This window comes from Sphingobium sp. MK2 (assembly GCF_040170545.1).
Lineage (GTDB): Bacteria > Pseudomonadota > Alphaproteobacteria > Sphingomonadales > Sphingomonadaceae > Sphingobium.
Genome location: NZ_JAZDXA010000040.1, coordinates 15082 through 41724 on the forward strand (window position 1 = coordinate 15082; position 26643 = coordinate 41724).

At 63.4% G+C, this 26643-nt stretch carries 23 protein-coding genes; 12 read left to right on the plus strand and 11 right to left on the minus strand.

Annotated features, from left to right (window positions below; genetic code table 11):
- Nucleotides 1-129 precede the first annotated feature (129 nt).
- The 6 genes from V2I08_RS16145 to V2I08_RS16170 are packed head-to-tail and all read left to right on the plus strand — an operon-like array spanning nucleotide 130 to nucleotide 6044.
- A complete protein-coding gene (locus V2I08_RS16145; protein WP_349635997.1) occupies nucleotides 130-2976 on the plus strand; it encodes a monovalent cation/H+ antiporter subunit A in 2847 nt (948 codons plus the stop codon).
- 2 nt (nucleotides 2977-2978) lie between these two features.
- Complete coding sequence (locus V2I08_RS16150) at nucleotides 2979-3341, plus strand: Na+/H+ antiporter subunit C (RefSeq protein WP_349636024.1); 363 nt, start codon at nucleotides 2979-2981, stop codon at nucleotides 3339-3341.
- Nucleotides 3338-4849, plus strand: a complete 1512-nt coding sequence (locus tag V2I08_RS16155) for a monovalent cation/H+ antiporter subunit D (protein WP_349635998.1) — start codon at nucleotides 3338-3340, stop codon at nucleotides 4847-4849. Before V2I08_RS16150 ends, V2I08_RS16155 begins: the two co-directional genes overlap by 4 nt.
- Nucleotides 4846-5334, plus strand: a complete 489-nt coding sequence (locus tag V2I08_RS16160) for a Na+/H+ antiporter subunit E (protein ID WP_349635999.1) — start codon at nucleotides 4846-4848, stop codon at nucleotides 5332-5334. The genes V2I08_RS16155 and V2I08_RS16160 overlap by 4 nt, the downstream gene beginning before the upstream one ends.
- Nucleotides 5331-5600, plus strand: coding sequence for a K+/H+ antiporter subunit F (locus V2I08_RS16165; RefSeq protein ID WP_310225725.1), 270 nt, complete (start codon nucleotides 5331-5333; stop codon nucleotides 5598-5600). Before V2I08_RS16160 ends, V2I08_RS16165 begins: the two co-directional genes overlap by 4 nt.
- 24 nt (nucleotides 5601-5624) lie before the next feature.
- Nucleotides 5625-6044, plus strand: coding sequence for a Na+/H+ antiporter subunit G (locus V2I08_RS16170; protein WP_349636000.1), 420 nt, complete (start codon nucleotides 5625-5627; stop codon nucleotides 6042-6044).
- Here the strand turns inward: V2I08_RS16170 and V2I08_RS16175 are convergent.
- The 3 genes from V2I08_RS16175 to ruvA all read right to left on the minus strand — a co-directional run bounded on the left by V2I08_RS16175 (nucleotide 6032) and on the right by ruvA (nucleotide 9581).
- Nucleotides 6032-7774: an AMP-dependent synthetase/ligase gene (locus V2I08_RS16175; RefSeq protein WP_349636025.1), complete on the minus strand. Its 1743-nt coding sequence runs from the start codon at nucleotides 7772-7774 to the stop codon at nucleotides 6032-6034. The genes V2I08_RS16170 and V2I08_RS16175 overlap by 13 nt on opposite strands.
- A gap of 135 nt (nucleotides 7775-7909) precedes the next feature.
- On the minus strand, nucleotides 7910-8929 hold the full coding sequence (ruvB, locus tag V2I08_RS16180) for a Holliday junction branch migration DNA helicase RuvB (protein WP_043153586.1): 1020 nt from the start codon (nucleotides 8927-8929) through the stop codon (nucleotides 7910-7912).
- Nucleotides 8930-8972: 43 nt separating this feature from the next.
- Nucleotides 8973-9581, minus strand: coding sequence for a Holliday junction branch migration protein RuvA (gene ruvA / locus V2I08_RS16185; protein WP_349636001.1), 609 nt, complete (start codon nucleotides 9579-9581; stop codon nucleotides 8973-8975).
- A gap of 139 nt (nucleotides 9582-9720) precedes the next feature.
- Here ruvA and V2I08_RS16190 point away from each other — a divergent pair, with 139 nt between their 5' ends.
- Together V2I08_RS16190 and V2I08_RS16195 are read left to right on the plus strand one after the other, a co-directional pair.
- Complete coding sequence (locus V2I08_RS16190) at nucleotides 9721-10296, plus strand: hypothetical protein (protein ID WP_037478187.1); 576 nt, start codon at nucleotides 9721-9723, stop codon at nucleotides 10294-10296.
- A gap of 42 nt (nucleotides 10297-10338) precedes the next feature.
- The gene (locus V2I08_RS16195; protein ID WP_349636002.1) at nucleotides 10339-10974 is read left to right on the plus strand and encodes a DUF1345 domain-containing protein; all 636 of its coding nucleotides are present in this window, start codon (nucleotides 10339-10341) and stop codon (nucleotides 10972-10974) included.
- 4 nt (nucleotides 10975-10978) lie between these two features.
- Here the strand turns inward: V2I08_RS16195 and V2I08_RS16200 are convergent, their stop codons facing one another.
- Nucleotides 10979-11308 carry a hypothetical protein gene (locus tag V2I08_RS16200; RefSeq protein WP_349636003.1) on the minus strand — a complete coding sequence of 110 codons (330 nt, stop codon included), beginning with the start codon at nucleotides 11306-11308 and terminating at the stop codon, nucleotides 10979-10981.
- Nucleotides 11309-11462: 154 nt separating this feature from the next.
- On the opposite strand from V2I08_RS16200, the gene V2I08_RS16205 reads away from it, so the two are divergent.
- Both V2I08_RS16205 and V2I08_RS16210 read left to right on the plus strand, forming a co-directional pair.
- Nucleotides 11463-12788: a DUF1295 domain-containing protein gene (locus V2I08_RS16205; protein WP_349636004.1), complete on the plus strand. Its 1326-nt coding sequence runs from the start codon at nucleotides 11463-11465 to the stop codon at nucleotides 12786-12788.
- A 67-nt stretch (nucleotides 12789-12855) separates the two neighbouring features.
- Nucleotides 12856-13407, plus strand: a complete 552-nt coding sequence (locus V2I08_RS16210) for a phosphotyrosine protein phosphatase (protein ID WP_349636005.1) — start codon at nucleotides 12856-12858, stop codon at nucleotides 13405-13407.
- On the opposite strand, the gene V2I08_RS16215 is transcribed toward V2I08_RS16210, so the two are convergent.
- From V2I08_RS16215 to V2I08_RS16230, 4 genes are all read right to left on the minus strand, one after another.
- Nucleotides 13376-14590, minus strand: a complete 1215-nt coding sequence (locus tag V2I08_RS16215; protein ID WP_349636006.1) for a carboxylate--amine ligase — start codon at nucleotides 14588-14590, stop codon at nucleotides 13376-13378. The genes V2I08_RS16210 and V2I08_RS16215 overlap by 32 nt on opposite strands.
- Nucleotides 14587-15567: a hypothetical protein gene (locus tag V2I08_RS16220; RefSeq protein ID WP_349636007.1), complete on the minus strand. Its 981-nt coding sequence runs from the start codon at nucleotides 15565-15567 to the stop codon at nucleotides 14587-14589. The genes V2I08_RS16215 and V2I08_RS16220 overlap by 4 nt, the downstream gene beginning before the upstream one ends.
- A 141-nt stretch (nucleotides 15568-15708) precedes the next feature.
- Entirely contained in the window at nucleotides 15709-16206 is a 498-nt protein-coding gene (locus tag V2I08_RS16225; protein WP_349636008.1) for a flavin reductase family protein, read from the minus strand.
- Between the two features lie 52 nt (nucleotides 16207-16258).
- Nucleotides 16259-18520: an NADP-dependent malic enzyme gene (locus V2I08_RS16230; protein WP_349636009.1), complete on the minus strand. Its 2262-nt coding sequence runs from the start codon at nucleotides 18518-18520 to the stop codon at nucleotides 16259-16261.
- Nucleotides 18521-18643: 123 nt separating this feature from the next.
- On the opposite strand from V2I08_RS16230, the gene mutS reads away from it, so the two are divergent.
- Entirely contained in the window at nucleotides 18644-21286 is a 2643-nt protein-coding gene (gene mutS, locus V2I08_RS16235; RefSeq protein ID WP_349636010.1) for a DNA mismatch repair protein MutS, read from the plus strand.
- A 9-nt stretch (nucleotides 21287-21295) separates the two neighbouring features.
- Complete coding sequence (locus V2I08_RS16240; protein WP_349636011.1) at nucleotides 21296-24058, plus strand: [protein-PII] uridylyltransferase; 2763 nt, start codon at nucleotides 21296-21298, stop codon at nucleotides 24056-24058.
- Here V2I08_RS16240 and V2I08_RS16245 read toward each other — a convergent pair.
- From V2I08_RS16245 to xth, 3 genes are read right to left on the minus strand one after another with little or no spacing between them, the layout of a single operon-like run.
- Nucleotides 24055-24558, minus strand: a complete 504-nt coding sequence (locus V2I08_RS16245) for a L,D-transpeptidase family protein (RefSeq protein WP_349636012.1) — start codon at nucleotides 24556-24558, stop codon at nucleotides 24055-24057. The two genes, V2I08_RS16240 and V2I08_RS16245, sit on opposite strands and share 4 nt — an antisense overlap.
- Entirely contained in the window at nucleotides 24555-25616 is a 1062-nt protein-coding gene (ribA, locus tag V2I08_RS16250; protein WP_349636013.1) for a GTP cyclohydrolase II, read from the minus strand. Before ribA ends, V2I08_RS16245 begins: the two co-directional genes overlap by 4 nt.
- Nucleotides 25616-26413 (minus strand): exodeoxyribonuclease III, encoded by a 798-nt coding sequence (gene xth, locus V2I08_RS16255; protein WP_349636014.1) that lies wholly within the window; start codon nucleotides 26411-26413, stop codon nucleotides 25616-25618. The genes ribA and xth overlap by 1 nt, the downstream gene beginning before the upstream one ends.
- Between the last annotated feature and the right edge of the window lie 230 nt (nucleotides 26414-26643).

Sequence of the window (26643 nt, forward strand, 5' to 3'; positions counted from 1 at the left end):
TTAGATCTGCGCGGATTGTGTCGGTTTAGGGTTGCGTCCTCGCGTGGGAATGGGAAAGACGGTCATCATCCACTGATAGGCCTGCCATCCTCGTGTCCTGAGGGTATCGACCCGGAGAAGAGTTTGTTTTTGGTCCCGCTTTGCCTCCTGCCATTCGTCGGCACCTTGTTGCTGTCGATCATGGGCAGGGCGAGCCGAAATGGTCTGGCTGCGATCGCCTTGCTCCCCGCCATGGCCGGGCTTGTCCTGCTGGCGAGGGTCGCCCCGTTCATATTGCGCGGCGGCGTGGTGGAATGGCACATGGACTGGGTGCCGATATTGGGGCTGGAGATCAGCCTGCGCCTCGATGCGCTGGGATTTCTTTTTGCCGGCCTGATCCTCGGCATCGGGCTTCTCATCATTCTCTATGCCCGCTTCTATCTGGCAGCGGGCGACGCCATGGGTCGGTTCCTGGCGATGCTATTGCTGTTCCAGGGGGCCATGCTGGGCATCGCCCTGTCGGGCAACATCTTGCTGCTGCTTATCTTCTGGGAACTGACCAGCCTGTCCTCCTTCCTGCTGATCGGTTTCCGTAGCGACAAGGCGGAGGGGCGGCAGGGCGCGCGCATGGCGCTGACGGTGACGGGCGGCGGCGGGCTGGCGCTGATCGGCGGGCTGATGCTGCTCGGCACGATCGCGGGATCGTTCGAGCTGTCCGACATATTGGCGAGCGGCGACATCATCCGGGCGTCGACGCTCTATCCCGTGGCGCTGATCCTGATCCTGCTCGGCTGCTTCACCAAGTCGGCGCAATTCCCGTTTCACTTCTGGTTGCCCCACGCCATGGCCGCGCCCACGCCGGTCAGCGCCTATCTGCACAGCGCGACCATGGTGAAGGCCGGGGTGTTCCTGCTCGCGCGCTTCTGGCCAGTGCTGTCGGGCACGGACCTGTGGTTCTATCTGGTGACGACGACGGGGCTGATCACGATGATCCTCGGTGCGGCCGTTGCCCTGTTCCGCCATGATCTCAAGGCGATCCTCGCTTACTCCACCATCAGCCATCTTGGCCTGCTGACGATGTTGTTTGGCTTTGGCACGCCCGTCGCTGCAATGGTCGGCGTCTTCCATCTGCTCAACCATGCCCTGTTCAAGGCCGCCCTGTTCATGAACGCCGGGATTGTCGATCATGAAACCGGCACGCGCGACATTCGCCTGCTGGGCGGGCTGGCGACGCTGATGCCGATCACCGCGACACTTGGGCTCGTCGCGTCCGCCTCCATGGCGGGCCTGCCGCCACTCGCCGGTTTCCTGTCAAAGGAGATGATGCTGGAGGAGGCGGGGCACACGCTCTGGGCTGGCCAATTCTGGATCGTGCCGCTTGCCGCCGTGATCGCGGCGATGCTGTCGGTAGCCTATTCCCTGCGCTATATCGTGCATCTTTATTTCGGGCCTCGCCCCGCTTCCTACCCTGCCCAGCCGCATGATCCGCCATTCGGGCTATGGGCACCTTCCGCCCTGCTGGTGGCGCTGGCGATAGTGATCGGCCTGTTTCCGCAGACATTGACGGCCGGCCTCATTACGTCCGCCGCAGCCGTCGTGACAGGCGGCACCGCGCCGCCATTCAAGCCCGCCCTCTGGCACGGCGTCACTCCGGCGCTGGTGATGAGCATTGTGGCGGTGATGATCGGAACGCTGATGCTGTGGCGGCATGGCATATTATTGCGCGCCTGGGACGCCCTGCCGCTGCCCGATGCCAAGCGGATGTTCGATCGGACGCTGGACTGGCTGGTCGATCGCGCGAAGGACATGACGCAGGCCATTCACAATGGATCGCTCCAGCGGCAGCTTGGCCTGCTGTTCCTTGTCGCCATCCTCGTCGGTGGGCTGGGCGTGTGGACCGGCGGCTACAGCCCCGGCACCCGTCCCACCATCCCTGCACCGCCAGTTGCGATCATTGCATGGGGTCTATTGCTCGCGGCAGTGGCAGCGGTCGTGAAGGCGCAGCGTCAACGCTATCTGACACTGATCTATATCAGCGTCGTCGGCCTCGTCGTCTCGCTCGCCTTCGTCTATCTGTCGGCCCCCGACCTCGCCCTGACACAGATTTCGGTGGAGGTGGTGACGATCCTGCTGCTGCTTCTGGCGCTCAACCTGATGCCCAAGCAGCCGGTTCGCCTTTCCAGCAATGCACTTCGGCTGCGCGACGGTCTTATCGGTCTGGCCGGGGGCACGGCCGCCGGCCTTGCCGCCTGGGCGGTGATGACGCGCGAACCCAATGACCCGATCTCCGCCTATCATTGGGCAAACAGCTATTCGGGCGGTGGCGGGACCAATGTGGTCAATGTCACGCTGGTCGATTTCCGCGCCTTTGATACGTTCGGGGAGATCACGGTGCTGGGCATCGCCGCGCTCACCATCTTTGCCTTGCTGCAACCGGCGGCGCGCGGGCCGTCTGGCCAGCGCCTGCGGCAATGGGTGGCCGATCTGCCCCGTTCACCCGAACGCCATCCCATGATGTTCGCCGTAGCCGCACGTCTTCTTTTGCCATTGGCGACGATGATCGGCCTTTTCATCTTCCTGCGCGGGCATAATCTGCCAGGCGGCGGCTTCATCGCCGGGCTGGTCGTCTCCATCGCGATGTTGATGCAATATATGGCGTCGGGCTTTGAATGGGCCGATCAGCGTCGGCGGATCGACGAACATATGCTGATCGGCCTGGGCGTCACCATTGCCGCGCTCACCGGACTTGGTTCACTGTTCTTCGGTGCGCCCCTGTTCACCAGTGCCTTCGGCTATGTCACGCTGCCCATCGTCGGGACGTTCGAACTGGCGACGGCGATGCTGTTCGACATTGGTGTCGCCATGACGGTGATCGGGGCGGTCATGCTGGCCCTTGCCGAACTCAGCCATATCTCGCAGCGGGCGGAAAAGGCGCTGGTCGAGGATGATGGCCCAATGGATATCGACCCGGCCAAGTTGCGGGGGCCGCGGTCATGAGCATCGAATTTCTGGTCGCATCGGCCATCGCCGCGCTGACGGCTGCCGGCATTTATCTGGCGTTGCGGGGCCGTACCTTTCCAGTCGTGCTTGGTCTTGCGATGCTGTCCTATGCCATCAACCTCTTCCTTTTCGCCATCGGCCGCCTGACCGTGAACCACCCGCCGCTGTATGAAAAGGGCGTGACCGACTATGCCGACCCCCTGCCCCAGGCATTGGTGCTGACGGCCATCGTCATCTCCTTTGCCATGACCGCGCTTGCCGTCGTGCTGTCACTCCGCAGCTTTCTGGAAACCGGCACGGATCAGGTCGATGGCATAATCGAGGCCGATCCGCCCCATCCCGATCCGGAGGCGGCACCATGATCGACGCATTGATCGCAGCCCCGTTGATGCTTCCGGCCTTTGCCGGGACCGCCACCTTGCTGTTCCGCCGACGCCGTCGCTGGATCGGCGCGGCCCTCTCTGTCGGTTCAGCCGCCGGGCTTGTTCTGCTGGCGATCATCCTGATGGGTCAGGCGCAGGGGCAAGGCCCGACCGCCTATGCACTGGGCGACTGGCCAGCGCCCTTTGGCATTGTACTGGTGCTGGACCGGCTGGCGGCGATGCTGCTGTTGCTGACCGCCGTGCTTGGTCTGGCGGTCGCGGCCCACGCCACCTTGACCGGGCTTGATCGCAAGGGCTGGCATTTCCATCCCCTGTTCCAGTTTCAACTGCTCGGCATCAATGGCGCATTCCTGACTGGTGATCTGTTCAACCTGTTCGTCTTCTTCGAAGTGCTGCTGATCGCCTCCTATGGCCTAATGCTGCATGGGCAGGGCGCGCAAAGGCTGACGGCGGGCGTACAATATGTGATCGTCAACCTCATCGGTTCTACCCTGTTCCTGATCGCGCTCGGCCTGCTCTATGGTGTCACCGGCACGCTCAACATGGCCGATATGGCCGTTCGGGTCGCGTCTTTGCCGCCCGGAGATGTCGGCCTGCTGCGCGCGGGCGGGTTGCTGCTGGTCACGGTTTTCGCGCTCAAGGCCGCGCTTGCGCCCCTGCATCTGTGGCTGCCGCGCACCTATGGATCGACGGCTCCTGCCGTGGCGGCGCTGTTTGCGATCATGACCAAAGTGGGTGCCTATGCGATCATCCGCACCGTGCCGCTAATCTTTGGCGACTGGGTCGGTCAGGTGCTACTGCCAGCAGCGCTGGTCGCAATGTTGCTCGGATTTGTAGGGCTGCTCGCAGCGCGCGGCCTGCGCGAAATGGCGGCATTCGGCCTGATTGGTTCGACGGCCACCCTACTCGTTGCCATTGCCCAGTTCGATCAGTCTGCGATGAGCGCCGCTCTCTACTATCTGCCGCATACCACCCTGTCCGCTGCCCTTCTGTTCCTGACCGTCGACCTCGTCATTCGCTGGCGCCCGGCCGAGGGTGATTCGATCGTGCCGGCATCGGCCTTTGCCGGACAGGGCCGACTGGCGCTGCTGTTCCTGGCGGCGGCGGTGGCACTGGCCGGGTTGCCCCCGCTTTCGGGCTTCATCGGCAAATTGCTGATTCTTCAGGCCTCGCTTGCGTCATCCTCTGGCATTGCCATCTGGGCCTTGGTGCTCGTAACCAGCCTGCTGGCGGTTGTCGGACTGGCGCGGGCCGGGACCACGGTGTTCTGGAAACAGGGCCAGTGCCCCCCGACGTCCAAGAACCGCACCGCTTTCCGGGCGATAGAAGCGATGCCAGCCTTTTTCCTGCTGGCTATGCTGGGCCTTCTGACCGTGGCTGCCGGACCGGCCACCGCCTATGCCGATGCGACCAGCCGCCAGATTTTCGATATGTCCGCTTATGTCCGCGCCGTCCTAGGGCCGGATGCGCCGGGAGCCGTCCGATGAAGAGCCTGCTGCCGCATCCCGGCCTTACCCTTCTGCTGGTCACCATGTGGATGCTGGTGCTCAACAGCCTCAGCATGGGCGGCTTCCTGCTGGGCCTTTTCTTCGCCATCATGGTGCCGCTCTACACTGCGCCCTTCTGGCCGGATCGTCCGCAGATGCGCCTTGGGCTGCCTTTGCTCGGCTATGTACTGGTCGTTGTCTGGGATATTGTCGTCGCCAATTTCGAGGTGGCTCGGCTAATCCTGTTCCGCCGCAATCGCGACTTTCGGTCCTGCTGGCTCAGCGTTCCGCTCGACCTGCGATCGGCCGAAGCGATTACCTTGCTGGCGGGCACCGTCAGCCTGACCCCCGGCACCGTCTCCACCGACATTTCCACCGATGGCCGCTATCTGCTGGTCCATGCCCTCGATACAGGCGATGCAGCCAGTGATATCGCGCGTATCAAGAGCCGCTATGAGCGCCGCCTGCTGGAGATTTTCCGATGATAGAGACCGCTCTGTCGATCGCGCTGGGCTGTGTGGCGCTCGCCATGCTCCTCAACCTCTATCGCCTGCTGCGGGGGCCAACCGCACCGGACCGCATCCTGGCGCTCGACACGATGGTCATCAATGCCATCGCGCTCATCATCCTGTTTGGCATATTGGAAGAAAGCGGCACCTATTTCGAGGCGGCGCTGTTGCTGGCGATGGTCGGGTTCGTGGGGACCGTAGCCTATACCAAATTCCTGCTGCGCGGCGATATTGTGGAATAGGATGGACCAGCCGGAATGACTGCCATGATCGACATCCTCATCGCGTTCCTCATTCTGCTTGGCGGTGCCTTCGCGCTGATCGGAAGCTGGGGGCTGGCGCGCCTGCCATCACTGATGAGCCGCCTGCATGGCCCGACCAAGGCAACCACGCTGGGCGTGGGCGGATGCCTGATGGCCTCGATGCTCTATTTCCCGACGCATGGCCTAAGCTGGTCGGCGCATGAACTGCTGATCACGCTGTTTTTGTTCATCACTGCGCCGATTTCGGCCAATATGATTGCCAAGGCCTATATCCACCGGCGGCACAGCGAAACCAGGATGACGGTCGAAACCGCCAGGATGCTGCCCGACTCCCCCAGTGGGCCGGCGGAATGGGCGACCTTCGGCGTTGCCGATGCCGACCGGCCGAAGCAGCCCTCCGGCGAGCCAGCTCAGCCTTTATAAAGCGCGTCGAGCCGATCCGCATAGCGTTTGCGGATAACATGGCGGCGGATCTTGATCGACGGGGTCATTTCCTCATTCTCGATCGTGAACGGTCCGTCGGCCAGGATGAAGCGCCGAACCCGCTCGGTCACCGACAGGTCGCTATTCACCCGGTCCACCGCCGCGCGCAACGCCGCCATATAGGCCGGATCGGCGCGCGCCTCCGCCAGCGTCAGCCCCTTGGCCTGCGCCCATTCCAGCGTCCATTCGGCATCCGGCACGATCAGCCCGACCAGATAGGGCCGCCGGTCGCCATGGACCATCGCCTGCCCGATCTCGGCCTGCAGCGTCAACATCCCCTCGACCTTCTGCGGCGCGACATTGTCGCCCTTGTCGTTGACGATCAGGTCTTTCTTGCGGTCGGTGATGCGGATGCGCCCCTTGGCATCGAATTCGCCGATGTCGCCGGTGTGGAGCCAACCATCCTTCAGCACCTTCGCGGTTTCCGTCGGATTGCGCCAATAACCGTGCATGACCAGTTCGCCCCGGACCAGAATTTCGCCATCCTCGGCGATCCGCACTTCCACGCCATCCAGCGGCGGGCCGACCGTATCCATGGCGATGCCCGCGCGCGGACGGTTGCAGCTCACCACCGGCCCCGCTTCGGTCTGGCCATAGCCCTGAAGCAGCGTCAGGCCCATCGCGTCGAAGAACAGGCCGACATCGGGATTGAGCGGGGCGCCGCCCGACACCAGCGCCTTCAACCGGCCGCCGAACCGGGCACGGATCTTGGGGATCAGCGTGCGGGCAAGCAGCGCCTTCATCGGCCGGTCGAGCAGGGATTTGCGCCCATGCTGCTCCTTCGCCGCAATGCGCAACGCCTGGGCCATCAGATAATTGGGGAATTTGCCCTGCTTCTCGATCGACTTCATGATCCGCGCCCGCAGCACTTCGAACAGGCGGGGCACGACCACCATGATGGTCGGCCGCGTTTCCTCGATATTGCTGGCGAGCTTTTCCAGCCCTTCCGAATAATAGATCTGCCCGCCCAGCAGCATCGGCAGAAATTGCCCGCCACTATGTTCATAGGCATGGGAGAGGGGCAGGAAGGACAGGAAGACCTCGTCCCCCCAACCGAAATCTTCCGCCACGACCGCGCCTGCCCCCTCGGCATTGAGCAGGATCGCGCCATGATGCTGCATCACCCCGCGCGGCGCCCCGCCGGTTCCGCTCGTATAAATGATGCAGGCCTGGTCCTGGCGTGTCGCGGTCTGGGCGGCGGCGCAGGTGGCGATATCGGCAGGGTGGGCGGCGATCAGCTCATCCCAGATATGGCAGGCGATCTGGCCCTGCGTTCCGCGCAACGGTTCCATGCCGATGATGAAGTCGGCCTGCGACCGGACGACGGCGGGCATCAGCACCTGCGCCAGCTTGGCGGTCGAGACGATGACCGCACGCGCGCCACTATCGGTCAATATATGCTGATGATCGCGCGTCGTATTGGTGGTGTAGGTCGGCACGGTGATGCACCCCGCCGCCATGATGGCCAGGTCGGCGATGCAGAATTCGGGGCGATTTTCGCTGACCAGCATCACCGGGTCGCCCGGCTTCAACCCTTGCGCCTTGAGCGCGGCAGAGAGGGAGGCGACCTGCTGTGCCACCGCGTTCCAGCTTAGCGACTGCCATGCGCCCTCTTTCTTGCGCCACAAAAACGGTGCGTCGCCCCTTTCTCCCGCACGGGCGAAGAACATGGTGACCAGATTGGGGAATTTTTCGATGGCCCTCAAGGCTCTGCTCCTGCGGTTCCGGCGCGTCTGCTGCACGCCTGCTCATCGTCAGGCTATAGCTCCGCCTTGCCGTAACGGCCATGGGCTTTGTAGGTTTCCTCAGTCGAAAAGCCCGTTCTGCACATCCTGCGGCGGATTAAGGCCCAGATGCTTCCACCCCGGCCCGTTTAGGCACCGGCCGCGCGCCGTGCGGGCGATGAGGCCAAGCTGGATGAGGTAAGGCTCGATCACTTCCTCGATCGTATCGCGCGCCTCGGAAAGGCCCGCCGCCAGCGTTTCAACGCCAACCGGCCCACCCCGATAAATGTCGGCGATCATCATCAGATAGCGCCGGTCCATCAGGTCGAGGCCCAGTTCATCGACCTCCAGCCGCCGCAGCGAGGCATCGGCCACCTTCGCATCGACGGCCGCGACGCCCGCGACATTGGCGAAATCGCGCACTCGGCGCAGCAGCCGCCCGGCAATGCGCGGCGTCCCCCGCGATCGCCGCGCAATCTCCATCGCGCCGTCCGGCGTAATGGCAAGGTCGAGCAACCGCGCCGCGCGCCGCACCACCAGTTCCAGCTCGTCCACCGTGTAGAATTGCAGCCGCACCGGAATGCCGAACCGGTCGCGCAGCGGCGTCGTCAGCAAGCCTTGCCGCGTCGTGGCTCCCACCAGCGTAAAGGGCGGCAGGTCGATGCGCACCGATCGCGCCGACGGCCCCTCCCCGATCATCAGGTCGAGCGCGCGATCCTCCATTGCGGGATAAAGCACTTCCTCGACCGCCGGATTGAGCCGATGGATTTCATCGACGAACAACACGTCGCCTTCATCCAGATTGGTGAGCAAAGCCGCCAGATCGCCCGACTTGGCGATGACCGGGCCGGACGTAGCGCGAAAGCCGACGCCCATTTCCTTGGCGACGATCTGCGCGAGCGTCGTCTTGCCAAGGCCGGGCGGCCCGAAAAACAGCACATGATCCAGCGCCTCGCCGCGAGCCTTCGCGGCCTCGATAAACACGCGCAAATTCCCGCGCGCCGCTTCCTGTCCGATAAATTCGTCGAGCGACTTGGGACGCAGCGCTGCATCGACATCCTCGACGCGGCGGGCGGGGGTTAGGAGGCGGTCGTCAGTCATGGACGAACATTATCCCCATCGTCATGACGAACGAAAGAAAGCATCACTTCGCCGCCTTCCGCAGCGCCAGCCGCACCAGCGCGTCCAGGCTGGCGTCCTCGCCCAGTTCAGCTTCGGCGGACGCGACGGCGGTGCTGGCTTCATAGGGCTTGAACCCCAGATTCTGCAGCGCCGACAGCGCATCAGCGGCAAAACTGCCGGTCGGTAGCACGGCCACGCCGCCCGCGCCGATTGGACTGCCGACCGGGGCCGCGCCGATTTTGTCCTTCAATTCATTGACGATGCGCTGGGCCAGCTTGGGACCGACGCCATTAGCGCGGGCGATCATCGCCTTGTCGCCCATGGCGACCGCCCGGTGCAGTTCCAGCGGTTCGAGGGCCGACAATATCGCCAGCGCCACGCGCGATCCGACGCCCTGCACATGGGTCAGCAAGCGATACCAGTCACGTTCCTCCGCGCGCGCAAAGCCGACGAGGCGAATCGAGTCCGCCGCTACAAGCATTTCGGTGTGGATCGTTACGGCTTCCCCCACCGGACCCAAGGCCGCCAGCGTGCGCGACGATGCGCCGACCAGATAGCCGACGCCGCCCACATCGATGATGGCATGGTCGATGCCCGTGCTGTCCAGCAACCCCTTGAGTTTCGCGATCATGCCCGCTGCCTTTTGGTCATGATCTGTTCTTTACAGCCTGTCGCGCGGCGCGCTAGTCAAAAGAATAGGCGCCTAAGGCAGCTTTTCCGCGTGCCATGCGTAATGCTGCCCAAACCCATTCCATTTCAAGGCGAATATGATGCAGATGACCGCGCCGATGCTCGGCCCCAAGGATTTCGAATATCCCGCGATCATGCTTTCGGGCGTGGTCGATCACGGCATGTATCTTCATTTCAAAAATTGTCTGTCCACCGCGCCGCAACAGGGGCTGGTGGTGGTCGAAATCTCCACCCTGGGCGGCGACCCCGAAATCGCGCGTCTGATGGGCGAAGATATCCGCTTCCATTCCGACCTTTATCCCGAACGGCGTCTGGTATTTCTGGGCCGCACGGCGGTCTATTCGGCGGGCGCGACGTTCATGAGCTTCTTCGCGACCGAAAACCGCTATGTCACACGCGGCACACGCCTCATGATCCACGAGCGGCTGATCACCAAAACGATCCAGCTCGCCGGTCCGCTATCGACCTGCATCGCGACGCTGAAGGGGACGCTCAACGAAATCCAGTCGTCGATCGCAATTCAGAATGAAGGCTTCCACAATCTGATCCTGGGATCGGATATCACGATGGAGGAGCTGCTCGAAAAAGCGCCTGAAAACTGGTATCTCGAAGCCAATGAAGCACGCGCACGGGGGCTGATCGCAGCGGTGCTGTGATCGGCGCTTGCGCGGCCCGCTGATTGCGCGTTGGTATCCGACATGAACCGCATTCGATCAGGATCGTCGATCTTTCCCTGGCGCTATGGCATGTTTCTGGCGCTGCTGGCGACGATCGCGCCTTTGGCGTTGGCCCTGCCTTGGCATCAGGCTGTGATGGCCGGGTTCGACATTGCGACGGTCGCCTTCATGCTGTCGGTAACGTCGCTGATCCGCGCCGACGCCGCCGCCATGCGGCGCAAGGCAGCGGCGAACGATGCCAATCGCGAACTGATGTTGCTGATCACTGCCATCGTCAGCCTGGTCGTCCTGGTCGCTGTGGGCGTGGCGGTTGGGGAGCAGGGCGGGCATAAGACCGCTACGGTCGCGCTGCTGCTGATCACATTGCTGGCGGCGTGGCTCTTTTCCAACCTCGTCTACGCCATGCATTATGCGCATATCTTCTATCGCGCCGATCCGCAGGGAGAGGATAGCGGCGGCCTCGACTTTCCGGATACGCACGAGCCGGGCTATTGGGACTTCCTCTACTTCGCCTTCACGCTCGGCATGACGTTCCAGACGTCCGATGTATCCGTAACGAGCGGCATCATGCGGCGCACGGCGCTGTTTCAGAGCCTCGCTGCATTCCTGTTCAACCTTGGCATATTGGCGTTTACGATCAATGTATTGGGCGGGTAGTGCCTCAAGCGGCGTTGCCCCAGCCGGACCGCTGGCGCTGATGCTGGCTACGTGCTGCCTTGGCCGGACCAACGGCCTTTCCGGCATCATCCTCCATATGGGCCACCGACCGCCACCATTCCGCTACGACCGGGCGCAGAGTGGACAGGCTGCCGGACCGTGGCATCGCGTACCAGTTCTCGCCATGACGTTGAAAGGTCCAGTTGGAATCGCAATTGAGCGGGACGCGCTCGAACCGCGGCGAGGCTTTGGAACCGGGGGAATCGCTGATCTCCCGCAATTGGGCAGGCACATTCTGGATGCTGCCATCGGGAAACCGCACCGCGATCGTCATCTCCTGCCTCCATCATTATCGGTTGATGAGGGGATAACGCATTGAGATAAAATGGGTTCACGACCTTGCTGCAGGTTAAGCAGTTTGTCTGGACCCTGGCTCTCGCCCAAAGCCTTCACCGCTTGCTTACCAAATTTTGCTAGGGCTTGCCGCCATGCGCGAATCTGACGATCCCTGCCCCAAATCCGCCGTCAGCCATGGCGTCGGTATCGCTGGCCTTGCGGGCCTTGGCCTCTGGACGCTGGTCGCGCGCCATTATGGCATGAACGGTCCCCATGCCGGGTTGGCTGCGGTCGTCGCCTGCGGCGTGCCGATGGTGCTATGGTCGCTGCTGATCGACAAGGTGCATCGCAATGCATCGACCGGCATAGACTGGCACGCGCCCGCCCGCCCGGTCCGCAGCGTGCTGGACATCAGCATCGTCAAGATCGCCGGACTATGGGCGACCTGGCTCGCTATCGCCATCTTCTATTGCGTCGCGCGCTGGTATTGGAGCGGCAATTACCGCTTTTCGATGGACCTGTTCACCAGCGCCGCGCCATGGCTGCTGGCGCTCTCCATCCCCTATATCATCTGGATCGACCGGCGGATGGTCGATCCCAAGGACGCCTCCTACAGCTTTGGCCAATGGGTGATCGGCGGCGCGGCGGGCGCGCCCGACATGGTGCAGGTCGCGCATCACGCTCGCGCCTGGGCGGTCAAGGGCTTCTTCCTCGCCTTCATGGTGTCGATCGTACCGGGCAATTTTTCGAGCGTGGTCGAATGGCGGATCGCCGATGCGCTGGCCAATCCGATCGCGCTGGCCAGTTTCCTGATCGCGGTCATGTTCATGATCGACGTCTGTTTGGCGACGGTCGGCTATATCCTGACCTTCAAGCCGCTCGATTCGCATATCCGCACCGCCAATCCTTATCTCGCCGGCTGGCTGGCCGCGCTGATCTGCTACCCACCCTTCGTCCTGATGGGCGGGGGCGGGCCGCTCGATTATCATGCGGGCGGCGCGGAATGGGATTATTGGACGCAAGGGTCGACGACGCTGCAATGGCTGCTGGGCGGATGGCTGGTGCTGCTGACTGCCATCTATGCCTGGGCGACGATGGCGTTCGGCCTGCGCTTTTCCAACCTCACCCATCGCGGCATATTGACCCATGGTCCCTATCGCTGGACCCGTCACCCGGCCTATCTGTCGAAAAATCTCTTCTGGTGGTTTTCAGCGCTGCCCTTCCTCAGCGTCAGCGGATCGATCACCGACATCGTGCGCAATTGCGCGATGCTGGGCCTTACCAACGCCGTCTATTATTGGCGCGCCCGGACGGAGGAGCAGCATCTGTCCGCCGACCCCGACTATCGCGCTTATAGCGACTGGATGGAACGTAACGCCCCGGTGCCTCGCTTCTTCGCGTGGGTCACCGGGCGCAAGCGGGACATGATGATCGGGCCGCAGGCGGCGGAACAGTCCACCCACCAGCGCATCGCATGATATCAACCCCTCTGAATGAAGCCTGCAAAGGCCGTCTTTTTGCCAACGCCTTTTACAGGTCATCGTCATGATCCGATCCCGTTTCGGTACGTTCCGTGGTCTGGTGCGACTTGCGCTGGCTTATCCGCAACTGGCGATTGGCCGGTCCGGCAGCGTCAGCCCAGATCCCGCACATGTTCGACGGCTGGTGTTCGTGTGTCAGGGCAATATCTGCCGCAGCGCCTTTGCTGATGTGGTAGCGCGGAACATGGGGGTGAACAGTGCCTCCTTCGGCCTGTCGACCACGACCGGACGCCCGGCCCATGAACCCGCGATCGTCGCTGCACGGACGTTAGGCCATGACATGAGCGCGCACTGTGCCGTCGATATGGATGATTATGTGCCCGAAACGGGCGATCTATTATTGGCCATGGAAGTGCGGCAATTGCATCGGCTGGCTACAGACCCGCGTCTCACCGGCCTGCCCCGCATGCTGCTGGGTCGCTGGACCCGTCCGATGCTCCCGCATCTGCATGATCCCTACAGGCTTGATGACCGCTATATGCTGCGATGCCTGGCCCGGATCGAACGTGCCGTAGGCGCGCTGGTCAGCGCTTTCCCCGGCGCACGGCTTTCCTGAACATTTGCGTCATGTCACGCAGCCATGGGCGGGGGTCTGACAGGCTGAAAACATAATAGCGCGCACGCGGATCGAAGAAACTGAGCAGATAGGCACCCAAATCAGCGAGCGGCCGACGTCTGAAGAAGGGATCGCTGATTCGTCCCGGCGAGAGCAAAATACGGGCCAGCCGCTTGGTTTCGGGCACCATGTAGCGGGCGCGGAGCGTATCGCGCGGTATCGGTGCGGCGTCCGTCTGGCGCAGGACTGTGCGGCGATAGGCTTCCCAGGCAAACAGCGCACCACAATGGCGTGCCAGCGGCAGGCTGCCCCAGAAACGGCCATTGACTTCCATCAGCCAATAGCGACCGCTTTCGGCTTCGTAGCGATATTCGACCATCGCCTGCCCCTGCCAGTCAAGCGCGCGCAGCAGGGCTTCCGATAGCTGCATCTGCGCTGCATGCGCGGTGTTCGGCTCCGCCCGGCAGAGCGTCGACACCCCGCCTTCGGGCGGCCATTCGTGCAGGCGCCGGTGCTGAAAGCGCAAGGTTGCCTGACCATTGTCCATATACAGCATCTGGCCGAGGCCAACGCCGCGACAATATTGCTGAATCAGCGGCCAATGTCCGACGCGCGCATAGCGATTGAGTAACGCTGCCAGTTCCTGAGGCGTGCGAACATATTCGGTTTTGAGCCACTCCAGCCCCGCCCGTTCCAGGACCGGCATGATTTCCGGCGGATTGGCCCATTTGGCGACCAGCGGATAGCGCATGGTCGCGACATGCGCCGCGAAATCTTCGCCGGTTCGGGGTTGCCAAGTTTGCGGAATGCACAATCCTACCTGCTTCGCAATTTCCAGCGTACGAAGCTTGTCCAGCACCTTGGCCAAGGGCGCAGGCCGAGGCACCAGCAAATGGCAGTCACCGATGACAGGCGGCAGCGTCGAGAGTTCCAGCAGGTCGGATTCGGAAATAGCCAGCACCGCCCCTGCCCCGGTCTTGTGAATGAGGTCGGGTAACCAGTCGGCCATCAATCCGGGCGGACGCCCTATCATCGCGGCGCAATGTCGCGACGCTGCGGCCACAGGTGCCGCTTCGCGAGCGATGCCGTGCACAGGGACGCCCTTTTCGCCGAGTTCGCGCACGACTGTCAGGCCGATGGCATTTTCCAGACCAAGGACGAGCGCGACCGGATAATCGTTCACGCAGGAATCAATCGATGTTCGTAGCGCCACGTCGCCCACGCCTGCTGCGCCAGCCGCAGCCCAGTCCGCACGCGACTGGGCGCAACGCGCGTCAGAAGCTTTGGCGACGAATCGACCATAGCGGGGGAGAGGTCGCGGAACCCCACGCCCCGCACCTGCGGCAAGCGTGCGGCTTCGCGGCACAAGGCCACGAACCGCGCCTTGACCATGGCATTGGGCCGCTTCCGATCGCGGGAGAGCATTTCGAAACTGTGGGTGACGACCGTGAAGGCGTCATGTTGCATCCGCGCGGCATGACGCAGCCCTGCGCGCATTTCGCTCGCCGACATCGCGCATATCTGCGCGGGGCGGAAATGGCCGGGGCGATCATGGATGCCTGATACCGGCAGTTCGACAATATTTTGCATCCGCTGCGCACCGATCTGCGCTGGATCGGCCGTTATATCGCATCCATGGCCTAGATAAGCGGGATTGACGCTACTATCCCAGAGCACATCGATGGTGGCCAGCGCCCGCAGCGTATCGTCATTGGCGCCGAAATTGCCGGCGCGAAAGGCTGTAATGGATGGTGCCCCCGCCTGCTCCAGCAACGTCTTTGCCCGGCTGAGCAGGGTGATCTGATCATCCAACGAGAAATCAGCAATATTGCGCCCTTGTCGTCCGCCGACGGGCGATTCCTTGGCCCAGGCGAGCCATTCGGTATGAATATGCATCTGCACTTCATGCCCTCGCCCCTCGATCGCCTCGACAATGGGCATGAGGAAATCCGCGCCATGCACCAGTGCGGGCATGGGATCGAGAAAGAAGACACCTTTGAGGCCATGGCGCTCCAGCACGTCCATCTGCCAGCCAATCCCGTGCGCCTGTCCCCGCGCCTCCGCCCAGATCGAGCGTCTGACATTATCAGACAAGCCTACGCCGCGCTGATACAGCGAAGAGGACAACTCTGTATCGACAGTGACAAGTAGCGCGGTCATGGGCAGTCCGGTCAGAGGGCAACGCACCTGCATAGGAAGGAGGCGTTAATGACCCGTAATATGTCTCGCATATGTCTGGCCCGTCCTGGAAGAAAAGAACAGCGTCATTTCCAACCAGACGGCGGACAACCCGTCAATCCGTCATGCTACGACGGAAAATTCGCCATAGCCGCCCTGAAAAAAGACAAGCGGCCGCTCTGGTCGATCCACTTCCAGCGCTACGACCCGGCCAAGCACGATATAATGATCGCCCGCCTCATGCACGGCGTCCAATGTGCAATCAATCCAGGCGACCACATCATCCAGAATCGGCGAACCATTGGCCGATGCGCGATGCGCGATGCCGCTGAACTTATCCGGTCCAGGCCCGGCAATCTGACGGCAGAGCGGCTGCTGGTCACTGGCCAGAATATTGACGCAGAATTTGCCGACCGCCTCGATACGGGGCCAACTCGTCGATGTCTTGGCCGGGAAGAAGGCGACCAGCGGAGGATCGAGCGACACTGATGTGAATGAGCCTACGACCATGCCGACAGGGGCACCATCGGCTTCCACCGCCGTAACGACGCAGACGCCGGTGGGATAATGGCCCAATACCCGCCGGAAGGTGGCGCTGTCGAAACTGATCGTGTCACTCATGCCCATTCTCTCCTGCAACATATCATGCCGTGCATCGCACGGACGGCGGCGCTCAGAGCGCAATACCCCCGGCCGCCAGCACTGCCAACGTCAGCAATTCGGATGCATTGGACGCCATGGTCGCGATCTGCACCGATTTTTCCATGCCGACCAGCACCGGGCCAATCATCGACGTACCGCCCAGTTCACGCAGTAGCTTGGCCGAAATATTGGCCGATTGCAGGCCCGGCATGACCAGCACATTGGCAGGACCGGACAGGCGGCTAAACGGATAATTTTTCATGACGGCGGGGTTGAGCGCCACGTCGGCGGTCATTTCGCCTTCATATTCGAAATCGACATTGCGCTCATCGAGCAATTTCACCGCGCCGCGCACATTTTCCAGGAACGCACCGGGCGGGTTGCCGAAATTGGAATAAGAGAGGAAGGCGACGCGCGGGTCATGCCCCATGCGCCGCGCAACCGCGACGGTGCCTTCGGCGATGTCGGCCAGTTCGCTCGCCGTGGGACGTTCGTTGACCGTGGTGTCGGCCAGGAAAACCGTCTTGTCCTTGGCTACCATGACATGGATGCCGAACGGCGTGCGGCCGACGGCGGGGTCCATCACCCGCTTCACCTCACGCAGGGTCTGTGCATAGGGGCGGGTCATGCCGGTGATCATGGCGTCGGCGACGCCCATCTTCACGAGCAGCGTGCCGAAGATGTTGCGGTCCCGATTGACCATCCGTTCGCAATCGCGGCGCAAATAGCCGCGCCGCTGGAGTCGGGCGTACAGCAAATCGACCATGTCGGGGACCAACGGCGAATTAACGCTGTTATGCAACTCGAATCCGTCTGGATCGCGCACACCCAGCGCCTTGAGCCTGTCCACCACGTCGGCCCGCCCGACCAGTACCGGAATACCATAGCCAAGGTCACGGAACTGGATGGCAGCGCGCAGCACCACTTCCTCCTCCGCTTCGGCGAAGACAACCCGCTTGGGGTTGGCCTTCGCGACTTCATAGGCGGTGGTCAGGACCGAAGTGGTCGGGTTGAGACGCGCCTTCAAGGACTGGCGATAGGCCGCCATGTCGGCGATCGGCTTTTGCGCCACGCCGCTATCCATCGCCGCCTGCGCGACGGCCGACGGCACCACTTCCATCAGGCGCGGATCGAAAGGGGCGGGGATAATATAATCGGGGCCAAAGCTGTGTGATTTGCCATAGGCCTTGGCGACTTCCTCTGGCACCTGTTCGCGCGCCAGTTCGGCGATGGCATGGGCGGCGGCGACCTTCATCGCTTCGTTGATCGTCGTAGCGCGCACGTCCAACGCGCCGCGGAAGATGAAGGGGAAGCCGATGACGTTGTTGACCTGGTTGGGATAATCCGACCGGCCGGTCGCCACGATCGCTTCGGGGCGCACCGACTTGGCATCGGGCGGGGTGATTTCCGGGTCCGGGTTGGCCATGGCGAAGATGATCGGCTTGTCGCCCATATCCTTGACCATATCCGGCGTCACGGCGCCCTTGACCGAAAGCCCCAGGAACACGTCCGCGCCCTTCATCGCTTCTTTCAGCGTGCGCGCGTCGGTCTTGACCGCGTGGGCCGACTTCCACTGGTTCATGCCCTCGGTGCGACCTTGATAGATTACGCCCTTGCTGTCGCACATGATGACATTGTCACCCGCGACGCCCAGCGCCTTGATCAGTTCGGTGCAGGCGATCGACGCCGCGCCCGCACCATTGACCACGACCTTGAGGTCTTTGAGATCGCGGCCGGTCAGCATCGCCGCATTGATGACGCCCGCCGCCGCGATGATCGCGGTGCCATGCTGATCGTCGTGGAATACCGGAATGTTCATCCGCTCTTTGAGCGTCTGTTCGATGATGAAGCATTCCGGCGCCTTGATATCTTCAAGGTTGATGCCGCCGAAGGTCGGCTCCATCAATTCGACCGCATCAATGAAGCGATCGACATCTTCCGTCTTGAGCTCGATGTCGATGGAATCCACATCGGCGAAACGCTTGAACAGCACCGCCTTGCCCTCCATCACCGGCTTGGATGCGAGCGCGCCGAGATTGCCAAGGCCCAGAATCGCCGTGCCATTGGTAATAACCGCAACCAGATTGCCCTTTGCGGTATAGTCATAGGCTGTGGCAGGGTCTTTTGCGATAGCCAGCACCGGCACCGCGACGCCGGGGGAATAAGCGAGGCTGAGGTCACGTTGCGTCGCCATCGGTTTCGACGCGATGATCTCGATCTTGCCGGGGCGCCCGGTCGAATGGAAAAACAGCGCCTCGCGCTCGGAAAATTCCACACTCGACTTGTCGGTCATCGATTATCCGCCTCTTCTGTCCGTTGGCTTGGCCCTAGCGGCAAGCCATGCTTGGGGGCAAGTGCGAGAAGGCCGCTTTTTCGCGCTCTTTCCTGCGCGCCGCCTTGCCGCTATCCGGGCACGATGCGCAGCGCCCCGGACACGTCCCCACCCCTTACGCCGATGATGGCGCAATATCTGACGCTCAAGGCACAGGCACAGGACTGCCTGCTCTTCTACCGCATGGGCGATTTCTTCGAACTCTTCTTCGACGATGCCAAGGCGGCGGCGGCCACGCTCGATATCGCGCTGACCAGCCGGGGCGAACATGATGGCGCGCCGATCCCGATGTGCGGGGTGCCGGTTCATAGCGCCGAGGGCTATCTCGCGCGGCTGATCAAGGCGGGCCATCGCGTCGCCATCGCCGAGCAGACCGAAACCCCGGCGCAGGCGAAGGCGCGCGGCGGCAAGACGCTCGTGGCGCGCGACATCGTGCGTTATGTGACGGCAGGCACGCTGACCGAGGAGACGCTGCTCGATTCCCGGCGCGACAATATGCTCGTCGCGCTGGCGCAGGTCGGCGGAGACAGCGAGATCGGAATCGCCGCCGCCGATATTTCGACGGGCCGGTTCGAGACAATGACCTGCCGCGCCGCCGATCTTCATGCCGAACTCGCCCGCCTGCGTCCCAGCGAGACTGTGGTGGCGGAAGGATCGTCGCTCGACCTGCCCGACATGCATATGTTCGATCGCGCAGCCTTTTCCAGCAGCCGCGCCGAAGCGGCGCTCAAGCGGCTGTTTGCGGTCGCGACGTTGGACGGGTTCGGCCAGTTCGGCCGCGCGGAGCTGGCCGCGATGGGCGGGCTGATCGCCTATCTCGACCATGCGGGTAAGGGCACCCTGCCCTTCCTGGCACCGCCGTTGCGCCAGACGAGCGGCGGCCATGTCGCGATCGACGCGGCGACGCGCGAAAGCCTGGAAATCGTCGCGACCACCAGCGGCGCGCGCGCTGGCAGCCTGCTGGGCGCGGTCGATCGCACCGTGACGGGGGCGGGCGCACGGCTGCTGGGGCAGGATCTGTCCGCGCCGTTGATGGACCTCGACCGGATCGAGCCGCGGCTGGGGCTGGTGCAGCTCTTCCATGACGATGCGGGGCTGCGCGATCAGTTGCGCGCGGCGCTGCGGGCGCTGCCCGATGTCGGCCGCGCGCTGGGGCGGGTGGCGGTCGGTCGCGGTTCGCCCCGCGACCTGGGACAGTTGCGCGATGGTCTGGGCGAAGCGCGGCTGCTGCGCGAACGGTTGGGGCATTTGCCCGATCCGCCCTTGTTGCTGGTACAGCTCCTGCCCGCGCTCGATGGCCATGGCGCTCTGGTCGATGCGCTGTCGCGCGCGCTGGTGCCTGCGCCGCCGACCGAGACGGCGAACGGTGGCTATATTGCCGATGGCTATGATCCCGCGCTGGACGAACTGCGTCGGATGGCTGGTGACGGTCGCCGTGCGATCGCCGCGCTGGAGGCGAAATATCGCGAGCAGACGGGCATTGCCACGCTCAAGATTCGCCACAATGGCGTGCTGGGCTATCATGTCGAGGTGCCTGCCCGCGCCGCCGATGCGCTGATGGTGCCGACCAGCGGCTTCACCCACCGCCAGACGCTCGCCGGTGTCGTGCGCTTCAATTCGGTGGATCTGCATGAGGAAGCGGGGCGCGTGGCGCAGGCGGGGGCGCATGCGCTGGTCGCCGAAGCCGCGCATCTCGAAGAGTTGATCGCCGCCGTGCTGGACCGCAAGGCCGACATCGCCCGCGCGGGCCAGGCGCTGGCCCGGCTCGACGTCGCGGCGGCGCTCGCGGAACGGGCCGCCGAGGGCGGCTGGCAGCGACCCCATCTGATCGCCGATGATGGGTCGAACCCCTGCCTGTCGATCAGCGGCGGGCGGCATCCGGTAGTGGAGGATGCGCTGCGCCGCGAGGGCCAGGCTTTCGTCGCCAATGATTGCTGTCTGGTCGCCGACGACCGGCTATGGCTGGTCACAGGCCCGAACATGGGCGGCAAGTCGACCTTCCTGCGGCAAAATGCGCTGATCGTCATTCTGGCGCAGGCGGGTGCCTATGTTCCCGCCCAATCGGCGACGCTGACTTTGGTCGATCGCCTGTTCAGCCGGGTGGGCGCGTCGGACAATCTGGCCAAGGGGCGATCGACCTTCATGGTCGAGATGGTCGAGACAGCCGCGATCCTGGCGCAGGCGACGACGCGCAGCTTCGTCATTCTCGATGAGGTCGGGCGCGGCACCTCCACCTATGACGGGCTGGCGCTCGCCTGGGCGGTGGTGGAGGCCGTGCATGAGGTCAATCGTTGCCGCTGTCTGTTTGCCACCCATTATCATGAGCTGACGCGGCTGGCCGAAAGCCTGTCCGCCCTGTCGCTCCATCATGTTCGGGCGCGCGAATGGAAGGGCGATCTGGTACTATTGCACGAATTGGCGCAGGGACCGGCCGACCGCAGCTATGGCCTGGCCGTCGCGCGGCTGGCGGGGCTGCCCGCGCCGGTACTCAAGCGCGCCAAGGATGTCCTCGCGCGGCTGGAAGCGGGCAAGGCGAAGACCGGCGGCATCGCGGCGGGACTAGACGACCTGCCCCTGTTCGCGGCGGCCGCGGCGCAGGAGGAAGCCGCGCCCGATCCGGTGCGCGCGGCCATCGCCGCGATCGACGCGGATGCGCTGTCCCCGCGTGAAGCACTCGATCACATATATCGATTGAAACAACTGGCAGCCGAGGCGACGCCCGACTAGAGAACGCGCATGGTCATGCAGTTCCCCGCTTTGGGATCGCGCCGTGCGATCATCGACCGGCGCGCGATTTCCGACAGCATCAACGCCCTTGCGCACGAGCATAAGGGCGATCCCATGCGGTTGCGCGGGCTGATCGTCGGCGAACTCAAGGCGGCGTTGGAAGAAGGACGAGTCGAAGTCGCCCGAAGGCTGGAACAGCGACCCACGCGCGGGCGCGAGACGGTGACCGCCTTCGCCTTCCTGATCGACCAGATTCTGCGCCTGCTCTACGACGCGACGACGCATCATCTATATCCCTCTGGCAACCGCAGCACTGGCGAGCGCATCGCGCTGATCGCTGTCGGTGGCTATGGCCGGGGCGAGATGGCCCCGCATAGCGACGTCGATATCGGCTTCATCACGCCCTGGAAGCCGACTGGCTGGACCGAGCAGGTGATCGAATCGATGCTCTACTCGCTATGGGATCTGGGGCTGAAGGTCGGGCATAGTAGCCGGTCGATCGACGAAACGATGCGGATGGCCAAGGCGGACCTGACGGTACGCACCGCCTTGCTGGAAGCACGATACGTCTGGGGCGACCGGGCGCTCTACGAGGAGACTTCGGTCCGCTTCGATGCGGAGGTGATGCAGGGCAATGCCCGCGCCTTCGTCACCGAAAAGCTAGTCGAGCGCGACGAGCGCCACAAGCGGATGGGCGACAGCCGCTATGTCGTCGAGCCCAATGTGAAGGAAGGCAAGGGCGGGTTGCGTGACCTGCATACGCTGTTCTGGATCGGCAAATATGTGAACCGTGTGCGGTCGGTCGCCGAACTGGTCGATGTCGGCCTGCTGACGCAAATCGAATTGCGCCAGTTCCAGAAGGCGGAGGATTTTCTCTGGGCGGTGCGCTGTCACCTGCATACCATCACCGGGCGCGCCGAGGATCGGCTGACCTTCGACCTGCAGCTCGAAACCGCAACGCGGATGCGCTTTACCGGGCGGCATGGCCAGTCCGGGGTCGAGCGGTTCATGCGCTATTATTTCCTGAACGCGAAAATCGTCGGCGACCTGACCGCCGTGTTCCTGGCGCATCTGGATGACCAGATGGGGCCGAAGGGGCGGCGCTATATTCCCGCCATCTTCCGGCGGCCCAAGAAGCTCGATGGCTTCGTGCTGGACCGGGGGCGGCTAGCGCTGCCGAGCGATGATTTCTTTCAGGCCGACCCGGTGCGACTGGTGGAGATTTTCGCGCTGGCCGATCGCCATGGCTTGTCCATCCACCCCGCCGCGATGCGTGCGGCGAGCCGGGACGCAGGGCTGATCAACGCCAAGATCCGCAAGGACCCGCGTGCCAACGCCGCCTTTATGGACGTGCTGACGTCGCCGCGCGACCCGGAAACGGTGCTGCGCTGGATGAACGAATCGACCGTGTTCGGCCGCTTCGTCCCCGACTTCCGCCGCGTCGTCGCGCAGATGCAGTTCGACATGTATCATCATTATACGGTCGATGAGCATACCATCCGCGCCGTGGGCCTGCTGTCGCGGATCGAGAAGGGGGAACTGGCGCAGGATCATCCGCTGGCCACCGACCTGATGGGCAAATTGCTCTCGCGCCGGGTGCTCTACATCGCCGTGCTGCTGCATGACATCGCCAAGGGGCGGGGCGGCGACCACAGCATATTGGGCGCGCAGGTGGCCGAGCAGCTATGCCCGCGCCTTGGCCTTACCCCTGCGGAAACCGAAACCGTCGCCTGGCTGGTACGCTACCATCTGTTGATGTCGGCGACCGCGTTCAAGCGCGACCTAGCCGATTACAAGACGATCGTGGATTTCGTCGACGTGGTGCAAAGCCCCGAAAGGTTGCGCTTGCTCTTATGCCTGACCGTGGTGGACATTCGCGCCGTCGGCCCCGGTGTCTGGAACAGTTGGAAGCGGCAGTTGCTGGGTGATCTCTATGACTCGGCCGAGGAACTGTTGCGGCTGGGCCATAAGCAGAAGGGGCGCAGCGAGCGGGTGACCACCAAGCAGAAGACGCTGCGCGAGGCGCTTCATATGGACGAAGCGACGTTCGAAGCGTTCAGCAAGCGATTGCCCGAATCCTACTGGATCGCCGAGCCCGACGACATCTTGATCCATAATGCCGAACATATGCTGGCAGCGGGCGACGCCCCGCTGTCGATCGCGGCGCATTATTATCCGCAGCGTGGCGCGACGCTGGTGACCGTCTATGCCGCCGATCATCCGGGGCTATTCTACCGGATTGCGGGGGCCATCCATCTGGCGGGCGGCAACATCATCGATGCGCGCATCCATACCACCCGCGATGGCGTGGCGATCGACAATTTCCTGGTGCAAGACCCGATGGGGGGCGCATTCCACAGCCCGGACCAACTCACCCGAATCCGCAATGCGATCGAGGATTCGCTGTCGAACCGCCACCGGCTGATCACCAAGCTGAGCGCCCGCCCGCTCACCCGAACCCGTGCCGAAGCCTTCCGCATCGAACCCAATGTGCTGATCGACAATAAGGCGTCGAATCGCTTCACGGTGATCGAGGTCAATGCGCGTGATCGGCCAGCGCTGCTGTTCAGCCTCGCCAATGCTTTGTTCCAATCGAAGGTGACGGTGCATAGCGCGCATGTCGCCACCTATGGCGAACGCGCGGTCGATACATTCTACATCACAGATTTGTTCGGCGGCAAAATCGAGAGCAAGGCGCGGCTGCAGACATTGGAGCGACGGCTGCTGGAGGGCGCTGGCGGTGAGGTGGGCGAGGCACTGGAGCGGGCCTAAGCGACGATGTCCATCCTGTCGCCCGGCGCGAGCAGGGGCAACAGGCGGAGCATGTCGTCGCGCTCGACGGCGACACAGCCAGCGGTAGGGCGTCCTTCGGACAGGTGGAAGAAGATCGCGCTGCCTTGGCCTGGCATGGGTGGCGCATCATTATGGCCCAGCACGACGATGATGTCATAGGCATCGTCAGCGCGAATCAGGCTTTCGGCCGAAAAGCCGCGCGGCAGGCGAACGGGGCGGTTATAGGCAGGGTCGGCAGGATCGTCCGACCAACCATCGCCGGGCCTGATCCAGCGCCAGGGCAATCGGATGCCGACCGCCTCCACTTTACCGGGTCGCAGCAGCACGCCACGGATCGGCCAGCGGCCAAGCGGGGTGCAGCCATCGCCTTCGCGCTTGTCCGCCGCGACACAGGCACCGCCCCGGCCGATGGTGCAATCCATGGCCATAGCGTCGAAGGTAAGGCGACCCGCGCCGCTCTCGACGCGGATCAGGCTCATAGCTGGTGGCCGGTCCGGTCGCGCTTGGTGGCAAGATAGCGTTCATTATGCGGGTTGGTCGGCAGGATGATCGGCAAGCGCTCGATCACGCCGATGCCCGCCGCTTCCAGCCCCGCCACCTTGTTGGGGTTGTTGGTCAGCAGTCGCACCTGCGTGACGCCAAGCAGGTCGAGCATCCGCGCCGCGACGGAAAAATCACGCGCGTCGATCGCGAAACCCAGCCGCACATTGGCATCGACCGTGTCGAACCCCTGGTCCTGCATCGCATAGGCGCGCAGCTTGTTGACGAGGCCGATCCCCCGCCCTTCCTGCCGCAGATAGAGCAGCACACCCCAGGGCGCGTCGGCGATCTGGTGCAGCGCCTGATGCAGTTGCGGGCCGCAATCGCATTTGAGGCTGCCGAGCACATCTCCGGTCAGACATTCGCTGTGCAGGCGAACGACGGGCGGCGAGGCATCGCGCTTGCCCACTACCAGCGCGACATGTTCGCGCGGTTCGTCGGGACTGCGGAAAGCTATGATCTCGGCCGTTTCGCTGGCCGACACCGGCAGCCGGGCGCGCGTGGCGATGGCGAGGTGGATCGCATCGTCATAGGCGTCGATGTCCTCTGCCTGCACTGTGGCATCGACTGGCTCATCGCCTTCCGTCAGGAAATAGGCGGGCAGGATGCCGGCGAGGCGCGCCAATCGCAGCGCCGCCTTCGCTGCTTGCGGCGCGGCGAGCGGGCGGGCGCGGAATGGGCCTTTGAGCGGGGAGGCCAGGTCCAGCACCGGGTCGGAGATGGCCGTCGCGACGTCAGCGTCTATCCAGAGCGCACGCTCGACCAGCACTGGCAGATCGGGATCGGCAGCGGCCAGTTGATTGGCGAGCTTAAGCGTTTCGGCGCGGGCGGCGGAGATTAATATGTCGGCGCACGCCTGCGGATCGAAGGCGGCGAGCGTCACTGCATCGGCACCTTCGATCGCCATTAGGCGGATGGCACCATCCAGCCCGACAATCCTGATCGCCCAGCCGCGCCGCAGCGCGTCGATCGCACGGGCAGCGTCGCGCGCGCGCATCAGAAAGCGAAGTCGGTGATGATGGGGATATGGTCGGACGGCTTGATCCAGCTACGCGCGGGTTCGACCACACGATGGCTGACCGCCTTGTCCGCGACGTCGCGCGTCATCCACATATGGTCGAGCCGACGGCCGCGATCCGATTCGGCCCAATCCTTCGCGCGATAGCTCCACCAGGTATAGAGGCGCGCAGGCGCGGGGTGGAAATGGCGGCCTATATCGACCCAATCGTTCGATGCTTGAAGCCGCGCCAATATGTCGCATTCGACGGGCGTATGACTGACGACATTGAGCAACTGCTTGTGGCTCCACACATCGCATTCCAATGGTGCGATATTGAAATCGCCGGTCAGGATGGTCGGCTTATTGTCGAGTGCGCTCGACCATTCGATCATGCGCTCCAGAAAGTCGAGTTTCTGCCCGAACTTGGGATTGACCGTGCGGTCGGCGACGTCGCCGCCTGCGGGCACATAGACATTTTCGATCCGCACGCCGTTATCCAGCCGCACGCCGACATGGCGCGCTTCGCCATTGGCCTGCCAGTCGAACCTGTCGTCTTCGTGGATCGGCACCTTGCTCATGATCGCGACGCCGTGATGCATGCGTTGGCCGTTCAGCACCTGATGCACATAACCCATGCGCCGGAACATGTCGGTGGGGAAAGTCTCGTTCACCACCTTGGTTTCCTGCAGGCAGAGAATGTCGGGCGCTTCTTGCTGTAATAGCTGTTCGACGATGTCGATGCGCGCGCGGACGCTGTTGATGTTCCAGGAGCAAATGGAAAGAGTATCGGCCATGCGTTCGCCCTATAAGGCCGCGGTGACGCGCGCAAGCGCCAGACAGAGTAAGACCCCCGCTCCGGGGGCATGGAACGGGGGTCTCGATCGCGCCCTTGAAGCGCTTCGCGGCGGGAGCGGACCGGGTAACAGGGGGGAAATCCCGATACCGTTTCGCGCCGTTGAACTATGATTAGCGGTCGGCATATGAGCGGCAGATGAACGGTTTTGAAAAGCTATCAACCCGCCGC

Excerpts from the sequence above, each read along its gene's own strand:
- V2I08_RS16210 (WP_349636005.1), top strand. The coding sequence starts at position 12,856 with ATGATCCGATCCCGTTTCGGTACGTTCCGTGGTCTGGTGCGACTTGCG.
- V2I08_RS16225 (WP_349636008.1), bottom strand. The coding sequence starts at position 16,206 with ATGAGTGACACGATCAGTTTCGACAGCGCCACCTTCCGGCGGGTATTG.
- V2I08_RS16165 (WP_310225725.1), top strand. The coding sequence starts at position 5,331 with ATGATAGAGACCGCTCTGTCGATCGCGCTGGGCTGTGTGGCGCTCGCC.
- ruvB (WP_043153586.1), bottom strand. The coding sequence starts at position 8,929 with ATGACTGACGACCGCCTCCTAACCCCCGCCCGCCGCGTCGAGGATGTC.
- V2I08_RS16175 (WP_349636025.1), bottom strand. The coding sequence starts at position 7,774 with ATGTTCTTCGCCCGTGCGGGAGAAAGGGGCGACGCACCGTTTTTGTGG.
- V2I08_RS16160 (WP_349635999.1), top strand. The coding sequence starts at position 4,846 with ATGAAGAGCCTGCTGCCGCATCCCGGCCTTACCCTTCTGCTGGTCACC.
- V2I08_RS16190 (WP_037478187.1), top strand. The coding sequence starts at position 9,721 with ATGCAGATGACCGCGCCGATGCTCGGCCCCAAGGATTTCGAATATCCC.
- V2I08_RS16155 (WP_349635998.1), top strand. The coding sequence starts at position 3,338 with ATGATCGACGCATTGATCGCAGCCCCGTTGATGCTTCCGGCCTTTGCC.
- xth (WP_349636014.1), bottom strand. The coding sequence starts at position 26,413 with ATGGCCGATACTCTTTCCATTTGCTCCTGGAACATCAACAGCGTCCGC.
- ribA (WP_349636013.1), bottom strand. The coding sequence starts at position 25,616 with ATGCGCGCGCGCGACGCTGCCCGTGCGATCGACGCGCTGCGGCGCGGC.
- V2I08_RS16245 (WP_349636012.1), bottom strand. The coding sequence starts at position 24,558 with ATGAGCCTGATCCGCGTCGAGAGCGGCGCGGGTCGCCTTACCTTCGAC.
- mutS (WP_349636010.1), top strand. The coding sequence starts at position 18,644 with ATGCGCAGCGCCCCGGACACGTCCCCACCCCTTACGCCGATGATGGCG.
- V2I08_RS16240 (WP_349636011.1), top strand. The coding sequence starts at position 21,296 with ATGGTCATGCAGTTCCCCGCTTTGGGATCGCGCCGTGCGATCATCGAC.
- V2I08_RS16170 (WP_349636000.1), top strand. The coding sequence starts at position 5,625 with ATGATCGACATCCTCATCGCGTTCCTCATTCTGCTTGGCGGTGCCTTC.
- V2I08_RS16200 (WP_349636003.1), bottom strand. The coding sequence starts at position 11,308 with ATGACGATCGCGGTGCGGTTTCCCGATGGCAGCATCCAGAATGTGCCT.
- V2I08_RS16195 (WP_349636002.1), top strand. The coding sequence starts at position 10,339 with ATGAACCGCATTCGATCAGGATCGTCGATCTTTCCCTGGCGCTATGGC.
- V2I08_RS16205 (WP_349636004.1), top strand. The coding sequence starts at position 11,463 with ATGCGCGAATCTGACGATCCCTGCCCCAAATCCGCCGTCAGCCATGGC.
- ruvA (WP_349636001.1), bottom strand. The coding sequence starts at position 9,581 with ATGATCGCGAAACTCAAGGGGTTGCTGGACAGCACGGGCATCGACCAT.
- V2I08_RS16220 (WP_349636007.1), bottom strand. The coding sequence starts at position 15,567 with ATGACCGCGCTACTTGTCACTGTCGATACAGAGTTGTCCTCTTCGCTG.
- V2I08_RS16230 (WP_349636009.1), bottom strand. The coding sequence starts at position 18,520 with ATGACCGACAAGTCGAGTGTGGAATTTTCCGAGCGCGAGGCGCTGTTT.